General features: G+C 68.2%; 17 protein-coding genes and 1 tRNA gene. 11 read left to right on the forward strand and 7 right to left on the reverse strand.

The window, feature by feature from the left end:
- Positions 1 to 140: 140 nt before the first annotated feature.
- The gene (locus ACFYSH_RS20745) at positions 141 to 1,016 is read left to right on the forward strand and encodes a DUF4184 family protein (protein WP_359466236.1); all 876 of its coding nucleotides are present in this window, start codon (positions 141 to 143) and stop codon (positions 1,014 to 1,016) included.
- Between the two features lie 25 nt (positions 1,017 to 1,041).
- On the opposite strand, the gene polA is transcribed toward ACFYSH_RS20745, so the two are convergent.
- The gene (gene polA, locus ACFYSH_RS20750) at positions 1,042 to 3,753 is read right to left on the reverse strand and encodes a DNA polymerase I (protein ID WP_359466238.1); all 2,712 of its coding nucleotides are present in this window, start codon (positions 3,751 to 3,753) and stop codon (positions 1,042 to 1,044) included.
- Between the two features lie 195 nt (positions 3,754 to 3,948).
- On the opposite strand from polA, the gene ACFYSH_RS20755 reads away from it, so the two are divergent.
- The 7 genes from ACFYSH_RS20755 to ACFYSH_RS20785 all read left to right on the forward strand — a co-directional run bounded on the left by ACFYSH_RS20755 (position 3,949) and on the right by ACFYSH_RS20785 (position 12,956).
- The gene (locus tag ACFYSH_RS20755) at positions 3,949 to 6,219 is read left to right on the forward strand and encodes an FdhF/YdeP family oxidoreductase (protein WP_359466240.1); all 2,271 of its coding nucleotides are present in this window, start codon (positions 3,949 to 3,951) and stop codon (positions 6,217 to 6,219) included.
- Between the two features lie 96 nt (positions 6,220 to 6,315).
- Complete coding sequence (locus ACFYSH_RS20760; protein ID WP_359466242.1) at positions 6,316 to 6,786, forward strand: hotdog fold thioesterase; 471 nt, start codon at positions 6,316 to 6,318, stop codon at positions 6,784 to 6,786.
- A gap of 598 nt (positions 6,787 to 7,384) precedes the next feature.
- A complete protein-coding gene (locus ACFYSH_RS20765) occupies positions 7,385 to 8,623 on the forward strand; it encodes a branched-chain amino acid ABC transporter substrate-binding protein (RefSeq protein WP_359466244.1) in 1,239 nt (412 codons plus the stop codon).
- 100 nt (positions 8,624 to 8,723) lie between these two features.
- A complete protein-coding gene (locus ACFYSH_RS20770) occupies positions 8,724 to 9,656 on the forward strand; it encodes a branched-chain amino acid ABC transporter permease (protein ID WP_033303185.1) in 933 nt (310 codons plus the stop codon).
- 5 nt (positions 9,657 to 9,661) lie between these two features.
- Entirely contained in the window at positions 9,662 to 11,386 is a 1,725-nt protein-coding gene (locus tag ACFYSH_RS20775) for a branched-chain amino acid ABC transporter permease (protein WP_359466463.1), read from the forward strand.
- A gap of 5 nt (positions 11,387 to 11,391) precedes the next feature.
- A complete protein-coding gene (locus ACFYSH_RS20780; protein WP_359466246.1) occupies positions 11,392 to 12,243 on the forward strand; it encodes an ABC transporter ATP-binding protein in 852 nt (283 codons plus the stop codon).
- Complete coding sequence (locus ACFYSH_RS20785) at positions 12,240 to 12,956, forward strand: ABC transporter ATP-binding protein (RefSeq protein ID WP_359466247.1); 717 nt, start codon at positions 12,240 to 12,242, stop codon at positions 12,954 to 12,956. The genes ACFYSH_RS20780 and ACFYSH_RS20785 overlap by 4 nt, the downstream gene beginning before the upstream one ends.
- A 72-nt stretch (positions 12,957 to 13,028) precedes the next feature.
- Here ACFYSH_RS20785 and ACFYSH_RS20790 read toward each other — a convergent pair whose 3' ends face one another.
- Positions 13,029 to 13,685: a response regulator gene (locus ACFYSH_RS20790; RefSeq protein WP_359466249.1), complete on the reverse strand. Its 657-nt coding sequence runs from the start codon at positions 13,683 to 13,685 to the stop codon at positions 13,029 to 13,031.
- Positions 13,686 to 13,785: 100 nt separating this feature from the next.
- Between ACFYSH_RS20790 and ACFYSH_RS20795 the strand changes: the two genes are divergently transcribed.
- Together ACFYSH_RS20795 and ACFYSH_RS20800 are read left to right on the forward strand one after the other, a co-directional pair.
- Positions 13,786 to 13,858, forward strand: a tRNA-Leu gene (locus ACFYSH_RS20795).
- A 112-nt stretch (positions 13,859 to 13,970) separates the two neighbouring features.
- Positions 13,971 to 14,750 (forward strand): helix-turn-helix domain-containing protein, encoded by a 780-nt coding sequence (locus ACFYSH_RS20800; protein ID WP_359466251.1) that lies wholly within the window; start codon positions 13,971 to 13,973, stop codon positions 14,748 to 14,750.
- A gap of 6 nt (positions 14,751 to 14,756) precedes the next feature.
- Here ACFYSH_RS20800 and pyk read toward each other — a convergent pair whose 3' ends face one another.
- Positions 14,757 to 16,190 carry a pyruvate kinase gene (gene pyk / locus ACFYSH_RS20805; protein ID WP_359466253.1) on the reverse strand — a complete coding sequence of 478 codons (1,434 nt, stop codon included), beginning with the start codon at positions 16,188 to 16,190 and terminating at the stop codon, positions 14,757 to 14,759.
- A gap of 249 nt (positions 16,191 to 16,439) precedes the next feature.
- Between pyk and ACFYSH_RS20810 the strand changes: the two genes are divergently transcribed.
- On the forward strand, positions 16,440 to 18,251 hold the full coding sequence (locus ACFYSH_RS20810; RefSeq protein WP_388754319.1) for a bifunctional metallophosphatase/5'-nucleotidase: 1,812 nt from the start codon (positions 16,440 to 16,442) through the stop codon (positions 18,249 to 18,251).
- A 116-nt stretch (positions 18,252 to 18,367) separates the two neighbouring features.
- Here ACFYSH_RS20810 and ACFYSH_RS20815 read toward each other — a convergent pair whose 3' ends face one another.
- The 4 genes from ACFYSH_RS20815 to pepN form a co-directional block, all read right to left on the reverse strand.
- A complete protein-coding gene (locus ACFYSH_RS20815) occupies positions 18,368 to 20,098 on the reverse strand; it encodes a PE-PGRS family protein (protein WP_388754322.1) in 1,731 nt (576 codons plus the stop codon).
- A 356-nt stretch (positions 20,099 to 20,454) separates the two neighbouring features.
- Positions 20,455 to 21,933: a lysine N(6)-hydroxylase/L-ornithine N(5)-oxygenase family protein gene (locus tag ACFYSH_RS20820; protein ID WP_388754325.1), complete on the reverse strand. Its 1,479-nt coding sequence runs from the start codon at positions 21,931 to 21,933 to the stop codon at positions 20,455 to 20,457.
- Positions 21,930 to 23,339, reverse strand: a complete 1,410-nt coding sequence (locus ACFYSH_RS20825) for a pyridoxal phosphate-dependent decarboxylase family protein (protein ID WP_388754327.1) — start codon at positions 23,337 to 23,339, stop codon at positions 21,930 to 21,932. Before ACFYSH_RS20825 ends, ACFYSH_RS20820 begins: the two co-directional genes overlap by 4 nt.
- A 233-nt stretch (positions 23,340 to 23,572) precedes the next feature.
- Positions 23,573 to 26,167, reverse strand: a complete 2,595-nt coding sequence (pepN, locus tag ACFYSH_RS20830; protein ID WP_359466262.1) for an aminopeptidase N — start codon at positions 26,165 to 26,167, stop codon at positions 23,573 to 23,575.
- Between the last annotated feature and the right edge of the window lie 82 nt (positions 26,168 to 26,249).

Genomic DNA, 26,249 nt, shown 5'->3' on the forward strand with positions numbered 1-26,249 from the left:
CGAGGACTCAGGCGACCCTACGACAACTCCCGCTGCCCGAACACTGGCTCACGACCGGTTCTTACCGATTTCTCAGCTTCCCTGCCGTCAAGTCACCCGGAGGTTCAAGGCGGTGACGCGAACTCACACATACTTCCGCCATGCCCTTCACCCTCAGCCATGCCGCAGCGGTGCTCCCAGCGATCCGGAGGAACGGCACCGGCCGTGGGCCTCTCGTGGCCTCCGCACTCGTGGCCGGGTCGTTCGCGCCCGATATGACCTACTACGCGGACACGGCCGTCCCCGGGGCCATGGAATTCGGCTCGGTGACACATGCCGTGTGGGGGGTGTTCACCGTGGATGTCCTCATCACCGGCGCCATGGTGGCACTGTGGCTGATGCTGCGCGAACCGCTCGTCGCGTTGCTGCCCGGGACGGCGCGGGGGCGCGTGCACACCTTCGTACGGGGAACGCCCCGGAAGCCCGGCGCCCCGTCACTGTCCGAGGCGTTGTGGTTCGTCGTGTCCGCCGTCATCGGCTCCGGCACCCACGTCGTGTGGGACGCCTTCACTCATCACGACCGGTGGGGCGTGGAGCTGCTCCCCCTCCTCGACCGGAGCGTCGGCGGACGCCCGGTGTTCCAGGTCGTCCAGTACGGCAGTTCGGCCGTGGCTCTGATGCTTTTGGCGTGGTTCACGTACACGGCGCTGCGGCTCACCGGGCCGGTTCCGGCGCCGGAGTCCGTGCCGGCGCTGAGCCGTGCCGAACGCCGGTGGGCCGGGGCGTTCCTCGTGCTGTGCGTCCTGCTGGGCGCCCTCCACCGGTGTGTCCGCTGGTACGCCCACTTCGGGCATGTCGGCACGCCCCTCGGCGTCATCCCGACCGCGTGCTTCGGAGCCGGGGCGGGCCTGGCGACCGGCCTGGTGCTCTACGGGGCGTGGACGCGACTGCTGCGGAAGCCGTCCGGGCCCCGGCCGCCGGACGGGCTCCGTGCGGACACCGCACGGAGCCGACCGGCAGGCCAGGACGTCGGCTGAGCACCGCTCCCGAGGAAACGGGAACTCAGTGCGCGGCCGTCTCCCAGTCCGTGCCGACACCGACCGAGACGTCCAGCGGCGCACGGAGCTCGACCGCCGTGGACATCTCACGGCGCAGGATCTCCTCGACCTGCTCACGCTCGCCCTTCGCGATCTCCAGGACGATTTCGTCATGGACCTGGAGCAGCATCCGTGACGTCAGCTCCGCCTCCGTCAGCGCCCGGTCCACCTTGAGCATCGCGACCTTCACGATGTCGGCGGCCGTCCCCTGGATCGGCGCGTTGAGCGCCATCCGCTCGGCGGCCTCGCGTCGCTGGCGGTTGTCGCTGTTGAGGTCCGGGAGGTAACGGCGGCGGCCGAGGATCGTCTCGGTGTACCCGGTGGACCTGGCCTCCTCCACGACCCGGTGCAGGTAGTCACGCACCCCGCCGAACCGCAGGAAGTAGGTGTCCATCAGGCCGCGTGCCTCGCCCGCCTCGATGTTCAGCTGCTGGGAGAGACCGAACGCGGAGAGCCCGTAGGCCAGCCCGTACGACATGGCCTTGATCTTCCGGCGCATCTCCGCGTCGACCGCCGACTTCTCGACACCGAACACCTGCGAGGCGACCGTCGTGTGCAGGTCCTCCCCCGAGGTGAACGCCTCGATCAGACCGGCGTCCTCGGAGAGGTGGGCCATCACCCGCAGCTCGATCTGACTGTAGTCGGCCGTCATCAGCGTCTCGAAGCCCTCACCGACGACGAAGCCCCTGCGGATCGCCCGTCCCTCGTCCGTGCGGACGGGGATGTTCTGCAGGTTGGGGTCGGTGGAGGAGAGCCGGCCGGTCGCCGCGACCGTCTGGTTGAAGGTGGTGTGGATACGGCCGTCCGCACCGATGGTCTTGATCAGACCCTCGACCGTGACCCGCAGCTTCGCCTGCTCCCGGTGGCGCAGCATGATGACCGGCAGTTCGTGCTCGGTCTGCGCGGCCAGCCAGGCCAGCGCGTCCGCGTCCGTGGTGTAACCCGTCTTGGTCTTCTTCGTCTTCGGCAGGGCCAGCTCGCCGAACAGCACTTCCTGGAGCTGCTTGGGCGAACCGAGGTTGAACTCGCGGCCCACCGCGGCGTGCGCCTCCTTCACCGCCTGCTGCACCGCTCCGGCGAACTGCTGCTCCATGCCTTCCAGATGCGCCCGGTCGGCGGCGATGCCGTGCCGCTCCAGACGGGCCAGCATGATCGAGGTGGGCAGCTCCATGTCGTGCAGCAGCTCGGTGGCACCGACCTCCTTCAGGCGCGTCGTGAACGCGTCGCCGAGGTCCAGCACCGCACGGGCCTGCGCCATCAGGGCGTCGGCCTCCGCGCGGTCGTCGGCGCCGAAGGCCAGCTGCCCGTCGGACGAGGCGGCCGGAGCCAGCTCACGGCCGAGATACTCGACGGCCAGGGCGTCCAGGGCGAAGGAACGGCGGCCCGGCTTGACGAGGTAGGCGGCGAGCGCGGTGTCCATGGTGATTCCGTCGAGCCGCCAGCCCTGCTCGGGGAAGACCCGCAGGGCGTTCTTGGCGTTGTGCAGGACCTTGGGCCGGCCGGCGTCCGCGAGCCAGGCGGCGAACGCCTGCTCGTCGGCCTCGTCGAGCTCGGCCGGATCCAGCCAGGCCGCGGCCCCGTCCGCTGCGGCGAGCGCGATCTCGGTGACAGAACCGGAACCCAGCGCCCAGGTGTCGACGCTCATCAGGCCGAGCGGCTGCCCGCCGTGGGCCTCCAGCCACGGGGCGACCTCGCCCCGCCCCAGCACCGCGCCGTCCAGCTCGATGCCGGCTGCCGGCTCCGGCGGACCGGCCTCCTGCGCACCCGGGTCGACGGCGAGCAGACGCTCGCGCAGGCTCGGGTTACGGATCTCCAGGATGTCCAGCACCCCAGTGACCGCCGTGCGGTCGTACGGAGCGCGCTCCAGCTCCGCCGGGACCTTCGGCAGCTCCACGTCACGGACCATCTCGGTCAGCACGCGGTTCATCTTCACCGCGTCCAGGTGGTCCCGGAAATTCTGCCCGGCCTTGCCCTTGACCTCGTCGGCCCGCTCGACCAGCTCCGCGAAGGAACCGAACTGATTGATCCACTTCGCCGCCGTCTTCTCCCCCACACCAGGGATACCCGGGAGGTTGTCCGACGGGTCACCGCGCAGCGCCGCGAAGTCCGGATACTGGCCCGGCGTGAGCCCGTACTTCTCCTGGACCTTCTCCGGAGTGAAGCGCGTCAGCTCCGAGACGCCCTTCGTCGGGTACAGCACGGTCACGTTGTCCGTGATCAGCTGGAACGAATCCCGGTCCCCCGTGACGATCAGCACCTCGAAGCCCGCCGCCTCGGCCTGCGTGGCCAGCGTCGCGATGACGTCGTCCGCCTCGAACCCGTCCACCGCGAACCGGTCCGCGTGCATCGCGTCCAGAAGCTCACCGATCAGCTCGACCTGGCCCTTGAACTCGTCGGGGGTCTTGGAGCGGTTCGCCTTGTACTCCGGGAACTCCTGCGCACGCCACGTCTTACGGGACACGTCGAACGCGACCGCGAAATGCGTGGGCGCCTCGTCACGCAGCGTGTTCGCCAGCATCGACATGAAGCCGTACACGGCATTCGTCGGCTGCCCCGTCGCCGTCGTGAAATTCTCCGCCGGCAGGGCGAAGAACGCCCGGTACGCCAAGGAGTGCCCGTCCATCAGGAGCAGGCGCGGTCGGTTGTCTGCCGTCTTCTTCGATGCCGTCTCAGCCACGCCCCCGATCCTGCCACGGACCACTGACAATCCGGACCGGCCGCCGCTCGACTCCGGCTCGAACACCACCGGCCCGCCGTCACCACGCTCCCCGCCCCGCCTCCCGGCCCGCCGCTTCCCGCCGGACGGTACACCGGACCCGCGTGACAGGATCTGAACAAAGTGAAGGCGCACGAAGGCTCGAAGGGGAGCACCATGGCCACCAAGCCCCCGACCGGTGACCCGGTCCAGGACGCGCCGCGGATCGACGCGGTCCAGCACGCCGCCGCCGGACTGCCGGCCGTCGCCCACACCCTGCGCGTCGCCCAGCAGCAGATGGGCGTGCGACGCACCGCGCAGACCCTCCTCAAGGTCAACCAGAAGGACGGCTTCGACTGCCCCGGCTGCGCGTGGCCCGAGGGCGACGAGCGCCACACCGCCGAATTCTGCGAGAACGGCGCCAAGGCGGTCGCCGAGGAAGCGACCCTGCGCCGCGTCACCCCCGACTTCTTCGCCGCCCACCCCGTCGCCGACCTGGCCACCCGCAGCGGCTACTGGCTCGGCCAGCAGGGACGCATCACGCAACCGGTGTATCTGCCCGAGGGCACCGACCGGTACGAGCCCGTGACCTGGGACCGCGCCTTCGAGATCATCGCCGAGGAACTGACCGCGCTCTCCTCCCCCGACGAGGCGCTCTTCTACACCTCCGGCCGCACCAGCAACGAGGCCGCTTTCCTCCTCCAGCTCTTCGCCCGCGAGTTCGGCACCAACAACCTGCCCGACTGCTCCAACATGTGCCACGAGTCGTCCGGCTCCGCCCTCACCGAAACCATCGGGATCGGCAAGGGCAGCGTCAGCCTCGAAGACCTCCACCAGGCCGACCTGATCATCGTCGCCGGGCAGAATCCCGGCACCAACCACCCCCGGATGCTCTCGGCCCTCGAACAGGCCAAGGCCGCCGGAGCGAAGATCATCTCGGTGAACCCGCTGCCCGAGGCCGGCCTGGAACGGTTCAAGAACCCCCAGACCGCTCGCGGCATGCTCAAGGGCGCCGCCCTCACCGATCTCTTCCTCCAGATCCGCATCGGCGGCGACCAGGCTCTCTTCCGCCTCCTGAACAAAATGATCATCGAGGCCGACGGTGCCGTCGACACCGCCTTCATCGCCGAGCACACCCACGGCTACGAGGAATTCGCCCAGGCCGCCCACGCCGCCGACTGGGACGAGACGCTCGCCGCCACCGGCCTCGACCGCCACGCCATCGAGCAGGCGCTCGCCATGATCCTCGCGTCGGAACGCACCATCGTCTGCTGGGCCATGGGCCTCACCCAGCACAAGCACTCCGTGCCGACCATCCGCGAAGTGGTCAACCTGCTCCTCCTGCGCGGCAACATCGGCCGCCCCGGCTCCGGCGTCTGCCCCGTACGCGGCCACTCCAACGTCCAGGGTGACCGCACCATGGGCATCTTCGAACGGCCCTCCGCCGCCTTCCTCGACGCCCTCGACCAGGAATTCGGCATCACCTCACCACGCCACCACGGCTACGACGTCGTACGGGCCATCCAGGCACTCCGCGACGGCGACGCCAAGGTCTTCTTCGCCATGGGCGGCAACTTCGTCGGCGCCACGCCCGACACCGCCGTCACCGAAGCGGCCATGCGCCGCGCCCGGCTCACGGTCCACGTCTCGACCAAGCTCAACCGCTCGCACGCCGTCACCGGCACCCGCGCCCTGATCCTGCCGACGCTCGGCCGCACCGACAAGGACGTCCAGGCCGGCCGGAAACAGTTCGTCACCGTCGAGGACTCCATGGGCCTGGTCCACTCCTCACGGGGCAACCTCACCCCCGCGAGCCCCCACCTGCTCTCCGAACCCGCGATCGTCGCCCGCCTGGCCCGCGCCACCCTCGGCCCCTCCTCCACCACCCCCTGGGAGGACTTCGAGAAGGACTACGGCACCATCCGCGACCGCATCTCCCGCGTCATCCCCGGCTTCGAGGACTTCAACACCCGCGTCACGCGGCCCGGCGGCTTCAGCCTCCCCCACGCCCCCCGCGACGAACGCCGGTTCCCCACCACCACGGGCAGGGCCAACTTCACCGCCGCGCCCGTGGAATACCCCGAACTCCCCGAAGGCCGGCTGCTCCTGCAGACCCTGCGCTCCCACGACCAGTACAACACCACCATCTACGGCCTCGACGACCGCTACCGCGGCATCAAGGGCGGCCGCCGCATCGTCATGGTCAACCCGGACGACGCCCACGCCCTCGGCCTCGCCGACGGTGCCTACACCGACCTCGTCAGCGAATGGAAGGACGGCGTCGAACGCCGTGCACCGGGCTTCCGCGTCGTCCACTACCCCACCGCCCGCGGCTGCGCCGCCGCGTACTACCCGGAGACCAACGTGCTCGTACCCCTCGACGCCACCGCGGACACCAGCAACACCCCGGCCAGCAAGTCGGTCGTCGTCCGTTTCGAGACGAACTGAGCTCCCCGCCCGGACGAGAGGCCCTAAGCGCACGCTCAGCCGTCTGATAAGAACAGTGCACCCACCAACGACCGCACACGATCGGAGCCGGACCCCATGGGCGAGCACACCGCACCCACGTTCCCCCAGGAGATCATCGACGAGTACGCGGCACTCGGCGTCGACCTCCCCGCACTCTTCTCCGCGGGACACCTCGGTGAGCGCATGGGCGTCACCGTCGTCGAAGCCTCCGCCGAACGCGTCGTCGGCACCATGCCCGTCGAGGGGAACACCCAGCCCTACGGCCTGCTCCACGGCGGCGCCTCGGCCGTCCTCGCCGAAACCCTCGGCTCCGTCGGCAGCATGCTCCACGGCGGCGCCACCAAGGTCGCCGTCGGCGTCGACCTGAACTGCACCCACCACCGCGGCGTCCGCAGCGGTCTCGTCACGGGCGTCGCCACCCCCGTCCACCGCGGCCGTTCCACCGCCACGTACGAGATCGTCATCACCGACGAACAGGACAAGCGGGTCTGCACCGCCCGCCTCACCTGCCTGCTCCGCGACGCAACCGGCCCCGCCGCCGGCTGACCACCCGCCGCCCCGAGGACCCCGCTGCCCGGTCCGGAACGCACACCGCATTCCGGACCGGGCAGACCCATATCCGGGATATTTCCGAGGAGTTGTCGAACACGTACGGTCAACGCCCTTGCGTCACACGCATGTTCCATGACCCATCTCAACAGCCACACCACCTCTGCGGCACATCAAACACATCTCACGGATGTAACACTGCGTAACATGTGTGCAATACACGAAAAACGTCCCACACCCCGCACCCCACGTCGCCGGCCGGCGCCTCCCACGTCCCTTGTGCCCGATTCGCGCGTCAGTACCAAGATCACCCCAAGCCCCTTAGCAGAGCTGCACGTTCTCAGCATGCGGTCACTTCGGCACCCACCGAAAAGCCGTACATGTCCACACAGCGACCACCAAGCCTTCCCCATGGCATAACAAGACAGTCACATCATCGGCGGACCCATCCCGCACCTCCTCACCTGCCCTTAGAGTCACGGCCAGTCACCGCGCCGCCGGGCGCCTCTGCTGCACGGCCCTGTATCGACCAGTACGGCCCGGCGCACGTCACGGCACCTCAGCAGAGGAGGCCGCGCCAGGGAAAGGACCTTTCGTGCGACACCGTTCTTTGCTCATACTCACCACCGTGCTCACCACCGGTGCACTCACCCTCACCGCCTGCGGGTCGCGCGACGACAACAGCAAGAGCGGCGACGGCGACAGCGGCGCCAAGACCACCGTCGTCATCGGTGTCGACGCCCCGCTCACCGGCTCCCTCTCCGCGCTCGGCCAGGGCATCAAGAACTCCGTGGACCTCGCGGCCAAGACCGCGAACAAGAACAACGAGGTCCCCGGCATCGAGTTCAAGATCGAAGCCCTCGACGACCAGGCCGTCCCCGCCTCCGGACAGGCCAACGCCACCAAACTCGTCGGCAACAAGGAAGTCCTCGGAGCCGTCGGCCCCCTGAACTCCGGCGTCGCCCAGTCCATGCAGGGCGTCTTCGAGAAGGCCGGCCTCACCCAGGTCTCCCCCGCCAACACCAACCCCGCCCTCAGCCAGGGCGACAACTGGGGCAAGGGCGACTCCAAGCGCGTCTTCAAGACCTACTTCCGCACCTGCGCCACCGACGTCGTCCAGGGCAAGTTCGCCGCCCAGTACCTCTACAACGACGCCAAGAAGAAGAAGGTCTACGTCGTCGACGACAAGCAGACCTACGGCGCCGGCCTCGCAGCCATCTTCTCCGCCGAGTTCAAGCGCCTCGGCGGCAAGGTCGTCGGCACCGACCACGTCACCGTCAAGGAGACCGACTTCTCCAGCACCGCCGACAAGGTCAAGAGCTCCGGCGCCGACTCCGTCTACTACGGCGGCCAGTACCCCGAGGGCGGCCTCCTCTCCGACCAGATCAAGAAGACCGGCGCCAAGATCCCCACCATGGGCGGCGACGGCATCTACGACCCCGCCTTCATCAGCGCCTCCGGTGAAGCCAACGACGGCGACTTCGCCACCTCCGTCGGCTACCCCGTCGAAGCCCTCCCCACCGCCAAGCAGTTCATCGCCGACTACAACGCCGGCGGCTACAAGGACCCCTTCGCGGCCTACGGCGGCTACTCCTACGACGCCGGATGGGCCATCATCCAGGCCGTCAAGGCCGTCGTCGCCGAAAACGACGGCAAGCTCCCCGAGGACGCCCGCGCCAAGGTCACCGAGGCCATGGCCAAGGTCTCCTTCGACGGCGTGACCGGCAAGGTCTCCTTCGACGAGTTCGGTGACACCACCAACAAGCAGCTCACCGTCTACGAGGTCCAGAAGGGCGCCTGGAAGGACATCAAGAGCGCCACGTTCGAAGACTGACCACCCCAGCACACCCACAGCACATGCTCCTGACCGCGCGAGGGCGCAAACAGCGCCCTCGCGCGGTGTCATATCCGACAAGCTCATCGGAGGCACTGCGGTGAACGAACTGCCGCAACAGCTGGCCAACGGTCTCGCACTCGGCGCGCTCTATGGCCTCATAGCCATCGGGTACACCATGGTGTACGGCATCGTCCAGCTCATCAATTTCGCCCACGGCGAGATATTCATGATCGGGGGCTTCGGCGCCCTCACCACCTACCTGGCACTCCCCAGCGGAACCTCGCTCATGGTGGTCATACCCCTCATGATCGTCGGCGGCGCCATCGCCTCCGTCGCCGTGGCCACGGCCGCGGAACGCTTCGCCTACCGCCCCCTGCGAGGCGCCCCCCGACTGGCACCCCTCATCACCGCGATCGGCCTCTCGATCGTCCTCCAGCAGCTTGTCTGGGGCTTCTACCCCGAAGCCAAGAAGCCGCGCAGCTTCCCCGAGTTCCAGGGCGAGTCGTTCAAGATCCTCGACAACCTCTACCTCCAGCGCGCCGACGCCTTCATCCTCGTCCTCGCCCCCCTGTGCATGCTCGCCCTCGGCCTCTTCGTCGCCAAGAGCCGCAGCGGCCGCGCCATGCAGGCCACCGCACAGGACCCCGACACAGCCAAGCTCATGGGCATCAACACCGACCGCATCATCGTCATGGCCTTCGCCATCGGCGCCGCGTTCGCCGCCGTCGCCTCCGTCGCCTACGGACTCGACAAGGGCCAGATCAACTTCGAGATGGGCTTCATCCTCGGACTCAAGGCCTTCACCGCCGCCGTACTCGGCGGCATCGGCAACATCTACGGAGCCATGGTCGGCGGAGTCGTCCTCGGCCTCGCCGAAGCCCTCTCCATCGCCTACATCGAAGAAATACCCGGCATGCAACAGCTCGGCGGCGGCGCCTGGGCCAACGTCTGGGCATTCGTACTTCTCATCGTCGTCCTCCTCGTCAGGCCACAAGGCCTGCTCGGCGAGCGCGTCGCGGATCGGGCGTGAGAGCCATGACAACCGACACCACCACAACCGCCCCGGCCACCAACGGCCCCCGGACCACCACCCTGCGACGGGTCACCGCCCTCGGCGGCATCGCCACCATCGCCAGCACCTTCCTGTCCTGGACCTACACCGACGAATTCCCCGGCGACCTCACCGTCTACGGCTACCCCGGCGGCCTCCAGGTCCTCACCCTCGTCGCCGGCGCCCTCGTCCTGCTCTACACACTCGCCGCACTCGACACCCGCGGCCTGCGCTGGCTCGCACCCACCGGCACCACCAAAGCCCTGCGCCTCCTGGCCCTCGGCGCCTTCGGCACCACCTGGTTCACCGTCATCGCCATCGCCGTCGAACTCGGCGGCGTCGTCAACCTCGAACCCGGAGGATTCGTCGCAGCGGTGGCCTCCGCCATCCCGCTCACCGCCTTCCTCCTCCCCGACGACACCCGCAAGGCAGCCCGGCCCAAAGAACTCCCCTCCTGGGCCGAGATCCTCATCATCGTCGCCGTCTTCGGCACCGGTCTCCTCGTCGTCACCTACGGCATCGACACCGAATACGCCGAACTCTTCACCGGCTACATGATCACCGCGGGCTTCGCCGTCGCCGCATTCTTCAAAGCGGGCCTCATGGCCCGCCTCTCCCGCCTCACCACCACATACCGCTCCATCGCCGTGGCCGCCGCATTCGTGGCCGCAGCCGCCTTCCCCTTCACCCAGAGCACCGACCAGTACACCCTCATCGCGGTCAACATCCTCATCTTCGCGACCGTCGCACTCGGGCTGAACATCGTCGTCGGCCTCGCCGGACTCCTCGACCTCGGATACGTCGCCTTCCTCGGCGTCGGCGCCTACACCGCCGCACTCGTCTCAGGAACCACCGCATCCGCCTTCGACGTCCAGTTCCCGTTCTGGGCATCCGTCCTCACCGGAGCCGCCGTCTCCCTCATCTTCGGCGTCGTCATCGGAGCACCCACACTCCGCCTCCGCGGCGACTACCTCGCCATCGTCACCCTCGGCTTCGGCGAGATCTTCCGCATCACCGTCGGAAACCTCGACGGCGTGTCCGGACCCCAGATCACCAACGGCCCCAACGGCGTACCCAACATCCCCGACCTCGTCTTCTTCGGATACGACTTCGGCGAATCCCACACGATCCTGGGCATCGAACTCGGCGGCTACGCCAACTACTACCTGCTCATGCTCCTCGCGATGATCCTCGTGGTCCTCGTCTTCAGCCGCGCAGGCAGCTCCCGCATCGGCCGCGCCTGGGTCGCCATCCGCGAGGACGAGACCGCCGCCACCGCCATGGGCATCAACGGCTTCCGCGTCAAACTCATCGCCTTCGCCCTCGGCGCCACCCTCGCCGGCCTCGCCGGCACCGTCCAGGCCCACGTCCAGAGCACGGTCGTCCCCGAGATGTACGTCTTCGCCGGACCCGTGCCCCCCAACTCCGCCTTCCTCCTCGCCGCCGTCATCCTCGGCGGCATGGGAACCATCAGCGGACCCCTCATCGGCGCCGCACTCCTCTACATGATCCCCGCGAAGCTGCAGTTCCTCCAGGACTACCAGCTCCTCGGCTTCGGCCTCGCACTCATCCTGCTCATGCGCTTCCGCCCCGAAGGCCTCATCGCCAACCGACGCGCCCAGCTCGAGTACCACGAGACCGGTCAACTCGACACACCTGAGGGCACCTTGCCCGACTCCGGCGTCGGCACCGTGAAGGCGGGGGCGTGAAAGACATGACGACCACCACCAACGAGACCACCCCCGTCCTGGACGCCGGCGGCGTCACCATGCGCTTCGGCGGCCTCACCGCCGTACGCGACGTCGACCTCACCGTCAACGCCGGCGAGATCGTGGGCCTCATCGGCCCCAACGGCGCCGGCAAAACCACCTTCTTCAACTGCCTCACCGGCCTCTACGTCCCCACCGAGGGCAAGGTCCGCTACAAAGGCACCGTCCTGCCCCCCAAACCCCACCTCGTCACCCAGGCAGGCATCGCCCGCACCTTCCAGAACATCCGGCTCTTCGCCAACATGACCGTCCTGGAGAACGTCCTCGTCGGACGCCACACCAGGACCAAGGAAGGCCTCTGGTCCGCCCTCCTGCGCGGACCCGGCTTCAAAAAAGCAGAAGCCGCCTCCCACGCCCGCGCCATGGAACTCCTCGAGTTCATCGGCCTCCAGGACAAGGCCGACCACCTGGCGCGCAACCTCCCCTACGGAGACCAGCGCAAGCTCGAAATCGCACGCGCACTCGCCAGCGACCCCGGACTCCTCCTCCTGGACGAGCCCACCGCCGGCATGAACCCGCAGGAAACCCGCGTCACCGAAGAACTCATCTTCGCCATCCGCGACATGGGCATCGCCGTCCTCGTCATCGAGCACGACATGCGCTTCATCTTCAACCTCTGCGACCGCGTCGCCTGCCTCGTCCAAGGCGAAAAACTCGTCGAAGGCACACCCGACGTCGTCCAGAGCGACGAACGCGTCGTCGCCGCCTACCTCGGCACCCCCTTCGAGGCGGACACCCCCGACAAGGCCGAGCGCACCACCAGCACCACCAGCAGCACAGAAGGGGAAGACCAGTGACCGCACTGCTCGAGGTCGAGGACCTCAGGGTCGCCTACGGCAAGATCGAAGCCGTCAAGGGAATCTCCTTCAGCGTCGAAGCCGGCCAGGTCGTCACCCTCATCGGCACCAACGGCGCCGGCAAGACCACCACCCTGCGCACCCTCTCCGGGCTCCTCAAGCCCTCCGGCGGCCGGATCATCTTCGACGGGAAGCCCCTCAACGGCATTCCCGCACACAAGATCGTGTCCCTGGGCCTCGCCCACTCCCCCGAGGGCCGCCACATCTTCCCCCGCCTCACCATCACGGAGAACCTCCAGCTCGGCGCCTTCCTCCGCACCGACAAAGCAGGCATCGAGAAGGACGTCCAGCGCGCCTACGACCTCTTCCCCATCCTCGGGGAACGCCGGAAACAGGCCGCGGGAACCCTCTCCGGAGGCGAACAGCAGATGCTCGCCATGGGACGCGCGCTCATGTCCCAGCCCAAACTGCTCATGCTCGACGAACCCTCCATGGGCCTCTCCCCGATCATGATGCAGAAGATCATGGAGACCATCGTCGAGCTCAAGGCGTCCGGCACCACCATCCTGCTCGTCGAGCAGAACGCCCAAGCGGCCCTCTCCCTCGCGGACCAGGGCCACGTCATGGAGGTCGGCAAGGTCGTCCTCTCCGGCACCGGCGCCGACCTGCTCCACGACGAGTCGGTCCGCAAGGCCTACCTCGGCGAGGACTGAGCACGCACGCACCACGGGTAGGGCCCGCCCCGGATCCATCCGGGGCGGGCCCTACCCGTACGTCCTCACCGGCTACTCGGCCGCCTTCTTCTTCTCCTCGGCGTCCTCGATCAACGCCTCCGCCAGCTGCTGCATCGACATCCGGCGGTCCATCGACGTCTTCTGGATCCAACGGAACGCCGCCGGCTCGGAGAGCCCGTAATCCGTCTGCAGAATGCTCTTCGCCCGGTCCACCAGCTTCCGGGTCTCCAGCCGCTGCGACAGATCCGCGATCTCGTCCTCCAGGGCCTTCAGCTCCGCGAACCGGGACACCGCCATCTCGATGGCCGGGACCACGTCGCTCTTGCTGAACGGCTTCACCAGGTACGCCATGGCCCCGGCGTCCCGGGCCCTCTCGACCAGATCCCGCTGCGAGAACGCGGTGAGCATCAGCACGGGGGCGATGGACTCCTCCGTGATCTTCTCAGCGGCGGAGATCCCGTCCAGTACGGGCATCTTCACGTCAAGGATGACCAGGTCCGGCCGGTGCTCCCGCGCCAGCTCGACGGCCCGCTGCCCGTCCCCGGCCTCGCCGACGACCGAGTAGCCCTCTTCCTCCAGCATCTCTTTGAGGTCGAGGCGGATGAGCGCCTCGTCCTCGGCGATGACGACGCGGGTCGTCAGCGGCGGGACGTGCGACTTGTCGTCGTCGGCGGCGTCTACGGGCTGGGGCGACTCGGGGGTGGTCAAGGTGCTCCTCATTTCAAGGCAGGTGCTGCTACCTGAGCCTACCTAGCTCCTGTATCTTTGAGTCACAGCGGGTCTCAGCTAACCTTTGATCCTAAGCCCAGCCCTGGTAGTCCAGCGGAAGAGACACGGTGCTCAAACCACCGACAGCGTGGGTTCGAATCCCACCCAGGGCACTTTGCCTTCAATTCCTAGGTTCGCCTCCGGTTTGCTGATCTTCACACTTGCCGGTGAACGTCCCTTCGATTGGGGGGGCATACCGACGAATGCAGCACAAGACTCCATCGCATGGACCAGCACAATCCGTCGATACGTGACGAAGCGCTCGCTCTCTTGCGAAGCGGTGTCAGCAATCGAGCAACCGCAGAACTGCTGAACGTGCCTCGCGGGACGGTCGGCTGGTGGCTGCACGAGGACCGCAAACAGCGTGGCGTGAAGTGCACGCAGCCCACGGATTGCCCTGTATGTACCGGCCGAGACATCGATCGCATCGCCTATGCGTACCTTCTCGGGCTCTACCTGGGCGACGGCCACATCATCTCCAAGCCTAAGCAGCATCACCTGTCGATCTTCTGCGGCGAAGCCTGGCCCGGTCTGATCGATGAGGCGGAGTCGACGATGCGGAGAGTGATGCCCATGCCACGCACTGCACGGCGTCACAGAAGCGGCTGCGTTGAGGTGAAGTCCTTTAGCAAGCACTGGACATGCATGTTCCCTCAGCACGGGCCTGGCAAGAAGCACGAACGCGCGATCGTCCTCGAAGTCTGGCAACAGGAGATTATCGACGCACACCCATGGGAATTCGTCCGCGGGCTCATCCACTCCGACGGATGCCGGAACATGAACTGGACCACCAGGATCGTCGGCGGGGAACGCAAGCGCTACGAGTACCCCCGGTACTGGTTCACCAACGTCTCCGACGACATCCGCCGGCTCTACACCGACACCCTGGACAAGCTCGGCATCGAGTGGACGCACTGCACCCGCGCAGGCAAGGAGTACAACATCTCCGTAGCCCGACGGGCGTCCGTAGCCCTCATGGACGCTCACGTCGGGCCGAAGTACTGACGACCGTCACTCCGGGCTGTCGTCCTCGCCGATGTGGTGCACCCGTACCAGGTTCGTGGAGCCGGCGACCCCGGGCGGGGAGCCCGCCGTGATGACCACGATGTCGCCCCTCTGACAGCGGCCGATCCGCAGCAGTTCCTCGTCCACCTGCGCCACCATCGCGTCCGTCGACTCCACGTGCGGCCCGAGGAACGTCTCCACCCCCCACGTCAGGTTCAGCTGTGCGCGGGTGGCCTGGTCCGGGGTGAAGGCGAGGAGCGGGATCGGGGAGCGGTAGCGGGAGAGGCGCTTGACCGTGTCGCCGCTCTGGGTGAAGGCCACCAGGAACTTCGCACCGAGGAAGTCGCCCATCTCGGCTGCCGCGCGGGCGACCGCGCCGCCCTGGGTGCGGGGCTTGTTGCGGTCGGTGAGGGGCGGGAGGCCCTTGGCGAGGATGTCCTCCTCGGCCGCCTCGACGATGCGGGCCATCGTGCGGACCGTCTCGACGGGGTACTTGCCGACGCTGGTCTCGCCGGAGAGCATCACCGCGTCCGTGCCGTCGATGACGGCGTTGGCGACGTCGGAGGCCTCGGCGCGGGTGGGGCGGGAGTTGTCGATCATCGAGTCGAGCATCTGGGTGGCGACGATGACCGGCTTGGCGTTGCGCCTGGCGAGCTTGATGGCCCGCTTCTGGACGATCGGGACCTGCTCCAGGGGCATTTCGACGCCGAGGTCGCCTCGGGCGACCATGATGCCGTCGAAGGCGGCGACGATGTCGTCGATGTTGTCGACGGCCTGGGGCTTCTCGACCTTGGCGATGACGGGGAGGCGGCGGCCCTCCTCGTCCATGACGCGGTGGACGTCGTCGATGTCGCGTCCGGTGCGTACGAAGGAGAGGGCGATGACGTCGGCACCGATGCGCAGCGCCCAGCGGAGGTCGTCGATGTCCTTCTCGGAGAGTGCGGGGACGGAGACGGCGACGCCGGGGAGGTTGAGGCCCTTGTGGTCGGAGACCATGCCGCCTTCGATGACGGTGGTGTGGACGCGGGGTCCGTCGACTTCGGTGACTTCGAGGGTGACGCGGCCGTCGTCGATGAGGATGCGTTCGCCGGCGGTGACGTCGGCGGCGAGGCCGTCGTAGGTGGTGCCGCAGGTGGTGCGGTCGCCTTCCATGGGTTCGACGGTGATGGTGAAGTCGTCGCCGCGTTCAAGGAGTACGGGGCCTTCGGCGAAGCGGCCGAGGCGGATCTTCGGGCCTTGTAGGTCGGCGAGGATTCCCACGCTGCGGCCGGTTTCCTCGGATGCCTTGCGCACGCGGTGGTAGCGCTCTTCGTGTTCGGCGTAGGTTCCGTGGCTGAGGTTGAGGCGGGCGATGTCCATTCCCGCTTCGACGAGTGCCTTGATCTGGTCGTATGTGTCGGTCGCGGGTCCCAGGGTGCAAACGATTTTCGCTCGGCGCATGGCTCGAGCCTAGACCTTACCTGCGGGTAGGTATTTGTCTGCGCATGACTGCTCAACGGCCTTTGGGTGAAGGGTTGTTGCTAACTGTTTAATTGTGCGTCGGGGTGCTCCGATGAGCGTGCGCCGGGTCGTTCGGGTGGGTGTGCGGGGGGCTGTCGGTCACCAGATCGAAACCTGTCCGGGGTGTTGCGGGTGGGGGTGGCCGGGTCAGAATCTACGCGCGTTGTTCGCGCGAACGAGGAGTCAAGGATGCCGTTGAACCGTAGGACGTTTCTGGGCCGTTCGGCTGTCACCGGTGCGGGTGTGGCACTGGCGGGAGGGGTCGGTGCGGGGCCTGCGGCGGCCTCGGAGTCGAAGGGGCACGGTCACGGGCGCCCGCCGAAGAGGTACTCGTTCACGGTGATGGGGACGACGGACCTGCACGGCAATGTCTTCAACTGGGACTACTTCACCGACCAGGAGTTCGACGACAAGGCGCACAACGATGTCGGGCTGGCGAAGATCTCGACGTTGGTGGATCAGATCCGTGAGGACCGGGGCCGCCGGAACACGTTGCTGATCGATGCGGGTGACACGATCCAGGGCACCCAGTTGTCGTACTACTACGCGAAGATCGACCCGATCACGGCGAGGCGTGGTCCGGTGCATCCGATGGCGCAGGCGATGAACGAGATCGGTTACGACGCCGCCGCGCTCGGGAATCACGAGTTCAACTACGGGATTCCGGTGTTGCGGAAGTTCGAGGAGCAGTGTGATTTCCCGCTGCTGGGTGCGAACGCGCTGGACGCGAAGACGTTGCGGCCGGCGTTCGCCCCGTATGTGATCAAGCGGATGCGGACACCGCACGGTCGTGATGTGCGGGTGGCTGTTCTGGGGTTGACGAATCCTGGTATCGCGATCTGGGACAAGGCGAACGTGGGCGGGAAGATGGTGTTCCCGGGCCTTGAGGAGCAGGCGGCGAAGTGGGTGCCGAAGCTTCGTTCCATGGGTGCGGATGTGGTGATCGTTTCCGCGCATTCGGGTTCGTCGGGGACGTCGTCGTACGGGGATCAGTTGCCGCACGTCGAGAATGCGGCGGGTCTGGTGGCGGAGCAGGTACCTGGGATCGACGCGATTCTGGTGGGTCACGCGCACTCGGAGATTCCTGAGTACTTCGTGACGAACAAGGAGACGGGGAAGCGGGTCGTTCTCTCGGAGCCGTTGAAGTGGGGGCAGCGGTTGACACTGTTCGACTTCGACCTGGCATGGGAGAAGGGCCGTTGGGTCGTCGAGAAGGTCGGCGCCTCGGTGCTGAACTCGAACACGGTGGTGGAGGATCCGCGGATCACGTCGTTGCTCGGGGATGAGCACACGAAGGTGGTGGCGTACGTCAACCAGGTGATCGGTACGTCGGTGGCGGCGATGACGACCGCGGATGCGCCGTGGAGGGACGAGCCGGTCATCGATCTGATCAACCTGGTCCAGGCGGAGACGGTGAAGGCGGCGTTGGCCGGCGGGGAGTATGCGGCGCTGCCGGTGTTGTCGCAGGCGGCGTGCTTCTCGCGTACGGCCGGGATTCCCGCGGGTGAGGTGACGATCAAGGATGCGGCGGGACTGTATCCGTTCGAGAACACGTTGGAGGCGCGGCTCCTGACGGGGGCGCAGTTGAAGGATTATCTGGAGTTCTCGGCGGCGTATTACGTGCGGACGGCTGCGGGGGGCCCGGTGGACACGTCGAAGTTGACGAATGCGGAGAACATTCCGGATTACAACTACGACGTGGTGTCGGGTGTGACGTACGACATCGATATCGCGAAGCCGGTCGGGTCACGGATTGTGGGGTTGTCGTTCGAGGGGGCGCCGATCGATCCGGCGGCACGGTTCGTGTTCGCTGTGAACAATTATCGGGCGAGTGGTGGGGGTAACTTTCCGCATGTGCCGGGTGCGAAGCAGCTGTGGGCGAATTCGGATGAGATCCGGAACACGATCATCGGGTGGGTCGAGGCGAAGGGCTCGGTGGATCCGGCGGAGTTCGCGTCGGTGGGCTGGCGTCTGACGCGCGATGGTGTGCCGGTGTTCTGAGCGGGCTCGGGCAGGTGGTGTGCGGCGGCTGCCGTCCTTCGGGAGGGCGGCCGCCTTGCTGTGGCCGGCGGTGGTGGGAGTGGGGTGTCCGGCCTGTCGTCCGCCGGTCGCTGCCGTCAGGGTTTCGGTCGTTTCCGTGGGCCGACCAGGTCGTGGTACAGGGCTTTGCGTTGCGGGGAGCCGTCCTCGGTCTCTGCGAGGGCGGCGTCCCACTGCTTCTTGATGTCGTCGAGGAAGGCGCGCCAGTCTCCGTTCTCGCCCATCTCCTGGAGTTCGACGAGGCGTTCGTTCTTGCTCAGTCCGCCGGAGCCGACCTTGTCGCCCTTGTGGCCGTGCAGGACCGACTCCGGGTTGGCGGTGGCTTCGGTGGAGCGGAAGTCGTGTTGGTAGCCCACGGGGCTGGTGGCGTGCGGTGCGAGGGTTTCGATGCCGATCTGCAGCGAGCCGTCCTTGCTTCGGGTCGGCCGGTGGTGGACCAGCAGCATGTGGCCGTAGGAGCCGTTCGGCAGCACCACGTCGCCGTTCCAGTCCTTGGAGCCGAGTCCGCCGCCGGAGATGTCCTGTCCCCACAGGTCAGGACGGTCGGCGCCGAGGGAGACCACGTTGGTGAGGGATGCCATGAGGCCGCCCTTCTCCTTGAAGGCGCCGCGTTTGCCCTCCTTGTTGTCCCCGATGGATGTGCGGTGTGTGGCGAAGCCGCGGTCGACGACGTCGCCTGCGCGGGTGTCCGTGCGGTCGTCCTGGGTGACGCCCAGGAATTGCGGCAGCGAGTACGCCGGTTCGTCCACGGTTCGCAGGGCGGGGATGCGGATGTTGACGCGTCCGCCGTGGGCGAGGGCGCGGATGACGTCCTTCTCGTAGTCGGCGATGTGTGCGCCGGCTTCCGGGTCGTACAGTTTCAGCCCGTTCTGTAGGACGAGCAGCACTTTGGTGAGCATCTCGCGGGCTCGCGCGTCCTTGGCGACGAGGTCCGGCGCCGTGCTCCTGCTTTTGCCCTTGGTCGTTGTGGGGCCCGTTTCGGGGATGCCGTCGGGGTGCAGGCGCTCGGGGTCGATTCCGGCCGGGTAGAGGGTGTCGACGGCCGTCTCCCGGATCTGCTGGTCGCGTTCCCGTTCCAGTTTCTGTTTTTCTTCCGGTGGGGTACCGGGCGCGTTGGTGAGCATGAAGCGGCCGAGGGTGTAGTCGGGGGAGATGGGCGTGTTCCGACCGGCTTCCCGTACGGCGGGGTGGTTGGCGCGGACGGCCAGGGTGGCGGTGAGTACGCGCTTGCCCGCGGGGAGCTTCAGCCAGTCGTCGAATCGGCCTCGGGTGTACTTTTCGGCTTGCTCGTAGGTGCCGATGCCCACCTTGTCGAGCCACTGTGCGTTCACGTGGGAGAGCTGTTGAATGTCGGCCAGGTCCTGGTCGTTGAAGGCTTCGCCGCGCATCACCCGCCGGTCGAGGACCTTTCTGAGCCGGGCCGGTCCCTCGGCCGTCCACTGTTCGGGTAACCAGGTGCCCGGCGCGAAGACGTTCTTCTTCGTCTTCTGTTGCACTGTGTTCTGTTCGATCGACTGGCTGAGGCGGGCGATGGTCTCGGCCCCCTCGGCCTGTTGCCGGGGCGGTTCGGTTTGTTCGGTGGCGGGGTTCTCGGTTGCGGCGCGGTGGTGCGTGCGCTGGGCGGGTGCCGGGCGGGCAGGCTCGTTTTCCGGTCCGGTTCCGGCGGGTGATGTGGTGGTCCTGTCGTCGGCCACACGCTGCAGGTGCCGCACCCATGCGCCGCTCATGGTCGTGGGCTGTTGGCGCCGGAGCGCCGGGCCGGTGGTCGGCTCGCCGGCTTTCCGGTGCTCCCGATCGGCGGAGTGCACAGGTGGTCCTCCTTGGTGCCTGGGGTGCCCTGCTTACTTGTTGTAGGCGAGGATCCTGTTCCGGCCAAGGGCCTGAAGGGCAAGGTCCGGTGTCTGTGAGGCCTCGTTTCAGGGAGCTCTCCGCTCCCCCAGCATGCGGAGGACGGCGGTGTTGCCCGCTGTGCGCTGGAGGTGGGCCAGGCGGGCGGTCACGGAGCTTTCCGGTGCGGGCTGCGCAGATCTCCAGTGGGCGTCGGAGGGCCTCGTGTGCCCTCCCCCGGTCCGGGCCGTCGAACTCTCCACGTCTGCTCTGCCCTCCGTCGCGCCGTGTTCGCCCTGTGCCGGTCAGGTGACGCGAAGGTATCGCCCGGGGGTCTTCAGGGACAACCGGTACCTGCGGTGCGCCCTTGGGTGAGGGGGCTGGGAGGGCTGCCCTGCCCGGGGACGGGGGCGGGGGCGGGGGCCGGGAGGGCGGGGTCGTCGTGCGGGGTGAGGCCGAAGGTGGTGAAGGCGGTGCGTCGTGGGAGGGGGTAGGGGGTGGTGCCGGTGATGTTGTTGATGATGGTGGCGCTGCGCCAGGCGGCGAGTCCGAGGTCGGGGGCGCCGACTCCGTGGGTGTGGCGTTCGGCGTTCTGTACGTAGATGTTGCCGGTGAGGGTGGGGTCGAGGTCGAGGCGGAAGTCGGTGTGGATGCGGGGGCGTCCTCGGGTGTCGCGGCGGATGTGGGGGGCGATGCCGGTGAGGAGGGTGTCGAGGGGGCGTTCGCGGTAGCCGGTGGCGAGGACGACTGCGTCGGTGGTGAGGCGGCTTCGGGTGTTCTGCTGGGTGTGTTCGAGGTGGAGTTCGATGCGGGTGCCGCTGCCGGAGAGGCGGCCTGCGGTGCGGACGCTGACGCCGGGGGTGAGGGTGGCGTCGGGCCAGCCTCCGTGGAGGGTGCGTCGGTAGAGCTCGTCGTGGATGGCGGCGATGGTGTCGGTGTCGATGCCTTTGTGGAGTTGCCATTGCTGGGGGACGAGGGTGTCGCGTACGTGTTCGGGGAGTGCGTGGAAGTAGTGGGTGTAGTCGGGAGTGAAGTGTTCGAGGCCGAGTTTTGAGTACTCCATGGGCGCGAAGGCCTGGGTGCGGGCGAGCCAGTGGATCTTCTCGATGCCGCGGGGGCGGGCACGGAGGAGGTCGAGGAAGATCTCGGCGCCGGACTGGCCGGAGCCGATGACGGTGATGTGGTCGGCTCGGAGGAGTTCTTCGCGGTGGTGGAGGTAGTCGGCGGAGTGGATGACGGGGATGCCGGGGGCTTCGGCGAGGGGGCGCAGGGGTTCGGGGATGAAGGGTGCGGTGCCGACGCCGAGGGCGATGTGGCGGGTGTGGGTGCGGCCGGGGGCTTCGGCTTCGCCGTCGGGGCCGAGTCGGGTGTAGTCGACCTCGAAGTGGGAGCGCTGGGTGTTCCAGCGGATGGCGTCGACTTGGTGGTTGAAGTGGATGGTGGGGAGTTGTTCGCTGACCCAGCGGCAGTAGGCGTCGTATTCGGCGCGGTGGATGTGGAATTGCTCGGCGAAGTAGAAGGGGTAGAGGCGGTCGCGGGTGCGGAGGTAGTTGAGGAAGGTCCAAGGGCTGGTGGGGTCGGCGAGGGTGGTGAGGTCGGCGAGGAAGGGGACTTGGAGGGTGGCGCCTTCGATGAGGAGGCCTGGGTGCCAGTGGAAGGCGGGGCGTTGTTCGTAGAAGGCGGTGGTGAGGGGGCGGGCACCGGGGGTGGTGGGGATGCCGTCGGTGAGGGCGGCGAGGGAGAGGTTGAAGGGGCCGAGGCCGATGCCGATGAGGTCGTGGGTCCGGTTGCCTTCGGGGGTGGTCCGGTCGGTCATCGGGACGTGCTGCCTTCCGTGGCGGTGCCGGTGTGGGCGGGGGTGGCGTGGGCGACGAGGGTGAGGAGACGTGCGAGGTCGTCGGGGGTGGTGTGGGGGTTGAGGAGGGTGGCTTTGAGCCAGAGGCGGTTGCCGGTTCGGGCGCGGCCCAGTACGGCGTGTCCTTGGTGGAGGAGGGCGCGGCGGATGGTGGCGACGGTGGTGTCGTCGGTGTGTGCGGGGCGGAAGAGGACGGTGCTGATGGTGGGGCGGTCGTAGAGCTCGAGCGTGGGGTCTTCTTCGATGAGGTCGGCGAGGTGGTGGGCGGTGGCGATGGTGCGGTCGACGAGGTCGGCGAGTCCGTCGCGGCCGAGTGCTTGGAGGGTGACGGCGATTTTCAGGGCGTCGGGCCGGCGGGTGGTGCGCAGGGAGCGGCCGAGGAGGTCGGGGAGGCCTGCGTCGGTGTCGTCGTCGGCGTTGAGGTAGGGGGCGTGGTGGTGGAGGGGGGTGAGGTCGTGGTGGTGGGGGACGGCGAGGATGCCGGCGGAGGCGGGCTGCCAGCCGAGTTTGTGGAGGTCGAGGGTGACGCTGTGGGCGCGGTGGAGGCTGCGGAGGGCGTGGCGGTGGGTGGGGCTGAAGAGGAGGGGGCCGCCGTAGGCGGCGTCGATGTGGAGTTCGGCGCCGTGGGTGGTGGTGAGGTCGGCGATGTCGGTGAGGGGGTCGATCTGGCCGGTGTCGGTGGTGCCTGCGGTGGCGGTGACGAGGAGGGGGCCGTGGTGGTGGATGAGGGTGTCGTGGAGTGCGGTGGGGTCCATGACGCCGGTGGGGGCGGGGATGACGACGGGTCGGGGGAGGCCGAGGAGCCAGGCGGCGCGGGCGATGCTGTGGTGGGCGTTGGCGGCGCAGATGGTTTGTACGGGGCCGTGGCGTTCGCGGGCGAGGAGGAGGGCGAGTTGGTTGGCTTCGGTGCCGCCGGTGGTGACGAGGGCGTCGGGCTTGGGGGTGTGGGGGTAGATCTCGGTGGCGAGTGCGGTGGTGAGGGCTGTTTCGAGGGCGGAGGCGGCGGGGGCTTGGTCCCAGGAGTCCATGGAGGGGTTGAGGGCTGATGCGGCGAGGTCGGCCGCTGCGGCGAGTGCCAGGGGTGGGGTGTGGAGGTGGGCGGCGCAGTGGGGGTGCGCGGGGTCGGCGGCGCCTTCGGTGAGTGCGGTGACGAGGGTGCGGAGTGCGTGGTGGGCGCCGGTGCCGTGGTCGGGGATGAGGGGGCCGGTGGTGCGGCGGAGTTTTTCGGTGACGGTGTGGGGGCCGCCGGCGGGGAGTGGGCCGTCGCGGCGGGTGGCGCCGTCGAGGAGCGCGGTGAGGACGGTGTCGATGAGGGGGCGCAGGTGGGCGGGGCCTGCGGTGCCTCCGGCGAGGGGCGGGGTGGGCATGGGTGGTGTGGTCCTTCGGGTGCGGGGGGCGGTGGTGCCAGCTTGTCCGGATCGCGGAGGGGGCGGCCGAAGAGCCCAACGATCTGAACCCGAAAGGGGTACTGCCGTTCGGTGTGGGGGTGTTGGAGGGGGCGGGCCTGGTATGGGCGTTCGCTGTTCGTACGACCGTGCCCGGCTCCCTTCGGTGAGGGGCCGGGCACGGTGTGGTGGGTGGTGCGGGTGGGGGGTGCTGGTCAGTGGGCGTCGCGTACGGCGAGGGCGCGGCGGAGGTCGTCGAGCTGGTCGGTCAGTTTGCGGCGCAGGGCGGGGGTGAGTGCGGGGTCGTCGAGGGCCTGTTCGCCGAGGTGGAGGCTGTCGGTGTCGATGGCGTGGGCGGGGAAGGCGTAGCGCCCGGCGGCTTCGGCGATGGCGGGGCCGCGGCGTGCGGCGAGCGCGATGGCGTCGCGGTAGTAGCGGGCGGTGTAGGGGCGGAGGAGTTCGCTCTGTTCGGGCTGCCAGAAGCCTTGGGCGGTGGCGGTGAAGAGGTAGTTGGACAGGCTGTCGTCGGTGAACATGGAGTGCCAGGCGGTTGCTTTGGTCTCGGCGGAGGGGAGGGCGGCGCGGCAGCGGGCGGCGCCTTCCTGGCCGGTGGCGCTGGGGTCCTTGTCGAGTTCCCGGGTGATGGCGGTTTCGTCGGTGGCGCCGAGGACGGCGAGGCGGGTGAGGATGCGCCAGCGGAGTTCGGGGTCGAGTTCGGGCCCGCCGGGGACGGTGCCTTCGTGGAGCCAGTCCTGGATGGTGTCGGGCTGGGTGGCGGCGTCGATGAAGTGGCGTACGGCGGTGAGACGGAGGCCGGGGTCGGGGCTGCCGGGTGTGGTGCCGGAGCTCCGGCTCTGTTCCCAGTCCTTGGCGGTGAGGCCTTCGGTGCGGCGGAGGAGGTCGCGGCACAGGGAGGTGAGGGTGGCGAGGGCCGTGGGCCGGTCCTGGGGTGGGAGGTAGCGGTCCGCGATGTGGGTGGCGGCGAAGCCGAGGACGCCTTGGACGAGGGCGAGGTCGGTTTCGTAGGGGAGGTGGGTGCGGGCGGCGGTGAGGTGGACGGTGGGGTGGAGTTCGCCGTCGCGGACCATGTCGCGGGTGGTGTTCCAGAGCAGGGCGCGGGTGAGGGGGTCGGGGATGCCGGAGAGGTGGGTGAGGGCGGTGTTCCAGGAGTCGGGGTCCAGGCGGATCTTGGCGTAGGTGAGGTCGTTGTCGTTGAGGACGACGAGGTCGGGGCGCCGGCCGGGCTGGGTGGTGGGGGCGTGGTTCTGGGGGATGTCGAGGTCGAAGCGGCTGCGCGGGGTGAGCTGGTCGGTGCCGGTCAGGGTGTCGAGGCTGTGGTCGTAGGTGCCGACGGTGATGCGGTGGGGGCGGCTGCCGGTGCGGTCGACGGTGAGGTTCCAGCTGTTGCCGGTGTTTTCGACGTGGGCGGTGAGGGTGTCGATGCCGGTGGTGCGCAGCCAGTTCGCGGCCCAGGTGTGGACGTCGCGGTCGGTGGCGGTGGCGAGGTTGTCGATGAAGTCGGCGAGGGTGGCGTTGGCGAACTTGTGCCGGGCGAAGTGGGTGTTGATGCCGGCGAGGAAGTCCTTCTCGCCGAGCCAGGCGACGAGTTGGCGCAGGGCCGAAGCGCCCTTGGCGTAGGAGATGCCGTCGAAGTTGAGGAGGGCGGAGGCGGTGTCGGGGACTGCGTCCGGGTCGGGGGCCACGGGGTGGGTGGTGGGGCGCTGGTCGGCGTCGTAGCCCCAGCCCTTTCGGGAGACGCCGAATTCGACCCAGGTGTCGGGGAATGGGGTCTCCCCTGCTCGAACGGAGTTGAGAGCTTGGGGAAGGGTGACTTCGGTGAGGGTCTGGTAGCCCATGTACTCGGCGAAGGACTCGTTGAGCCAGATGTCGTCCCACCAGGTGAGGGTGACGAGGTCCCCGAACCACATGTGGGCCATCTCGTGGGCGACGACCATGGCACGGGTCTGGCGTTCGGTGTCGGTGACGGCGGAGCGGTAGATGAATTCGTCGCGGAAGGTGACGAGTCCGGGGTTCTCCATGGCGCCGGCGTTGAATTCGGGGACGAATGCCTGGTCGTAGGAGTCGAAGGGGTAGGGCTCGTCGAATTTCTCGTGGTAGCGGTCGAAGCAGGCGCGGGTGATGCCGAGGATCTCGTCGGCGTCGGTGTCCAGGTGGGGGGCGAGGGAGCGCCGGCAGTGGATACCGAAGGGCAGTCCGGCGTGCTGGGTGGTGACGGAGTGCCAGGGGCCTGCGGCGACGGCGACGAGGTAGGTGGAGATGGGTGGGGTGGGGGCGATGGTCCAGCGGCCTTCGACGGCCTGGGTGGCGGTGCCGTTGCCGAGGACGGTCCAGCCGGTGGGTGCGGTGACGGTGAGGTCGAACACGGATTTGAGGTCGGGCTGGTCGAAGGCGGCGAAGACGCGCTGGACGTCTTCCATGAAGAGCTGGGTGTAGACGTAGGTCTCACCGTCGGCGGGGTCGGTGAAGCGGTGCATGCCTTCGCCGGTGCGGGAGTAGCGCATGGTGGCGTCGACGGCGAGTTCGTGGGGGCCGGCGGTGAGGCTGTCCAGGGGGTAGCGGTTGCCGTCGAGGCGTTCGGGGTCCAGCGGCTGTCCGTCGAGGCTGAGGGAGCGCAGGGTTTCCGGCTTGATCTCGACGAAGGTGTCTCCGGCCGTGTGGGCGGTGAACCGGATGGCGGTCCTGGAGTCGAAGGTCTCCTCGCCCGTGGTGAGGTCGAGGTCGACCGTGTACCGGTGTACGTCGAGGAGCTGGGCGCGGGTCTGCGCTTCGTTGCGCGTCAGTACGGACATGGCGCCCATGCTGCCGTACGGGTCCGGGGCTGTGCAGTGGGGTTCTCGCAGGGCTGACGGCGGGCGGCGGGTGTCAGCCGCC

The sequence above is a fragment of the Streptomyces sp. NPDC005791 genome (assembly GCF_042871485.1).
In the GTDB taxonomy this organism is placed as follows: domain Bacteria; phylum Actinomycetota; class Actinomycetes; order Streptomycetales; family Streptomycetaceae; genus Streptomyces.

What these genes read in the sequence shown, in the direction of transcription:
- ACFYSH_RS20745 (WP_359466236.1), top strand. Translation starts at nt 141, where the DNA reads ATGCCCTTCACCCTCAGCCATGCCGCAGCGGTGCTCCCAGCGATCCGG.
- ACFYSH_RS20755 (WP_359466240.1), top strand. Translation starts at nt 3,949, where the DNA reads ATGGCCACCAAGCCCCCGACCGGTGACCCGGTCCAGGACGCGCCGCGG.
- ACFYSH_RS20760 (WP_359466242.1), top strand. Translation starts at nt 6,316, where the DNA reads ATGGGCGAGCACACCGCACCCACGTTCCCCCAGGAGATCATCGACGAG.
- ACFYSH_RS20775 (WP_359466463.1), top strand. Translation starts at nt 9,662, where the DNA reads ATGACAACCGACACCACCACAACCGCCCCGGCCACCAACGGCCCCCGG.
- ACFYSH_RS20780 (WP_359466246.1), top strand. Translation starts at nt 11,392, where the DNA reads ATGACGACCACCACCAACGAGACCACCCCCGTCCTGGACGCCGGCGGC.
- ACFYSH_RS20800 (WP_359466251.1), top strand. Translation starts at nt 13,971, where the DNA reads ATGGACCAGCACAATCCGTCGATACGTGACGAAGCGCTCGCTCTCTTG.
- pyk (WP_359466253.1), bottom strand. Translation starts at nt 16,190, where the DNA reads ATGCGCCGAGCGAAAATCGTTTGCACCCTGGGACCCGCGACCGACACA.
- ACFYSH_RS20810 (WP_388754319.1), top strand. Translation starts at nt 16,440, where the DNA reads ATGCCGTTGAACCGTAGGACGTTTCTGGGCCGTTCGGCTGTCACCGGT.
- ACFYSH_RS20820 (WP_388754325.1), bottom strand. Translation starts at nt 21,933, where the DNA reads ATGACCGACCGGACCACCCCCGAAGGCAACCGGACCCACGACCTCATC.
- ACFYSH_RS20825 (WP_388754327.1), bottom strand. Translation starts at nt 23,339, where the DNA reads ATGCCCACCCCGCCCCTCGCCGGAGGCACCGCAGGCCCCGCCCACCTG.
- pepN (WP_359466262.1), bottom strand. Translation starts at nt 26,167, where the DNA reads ATGTCCGTACTGACGCGCAACGAAGCGCAGACCCGCGCCCAGCTCCTC.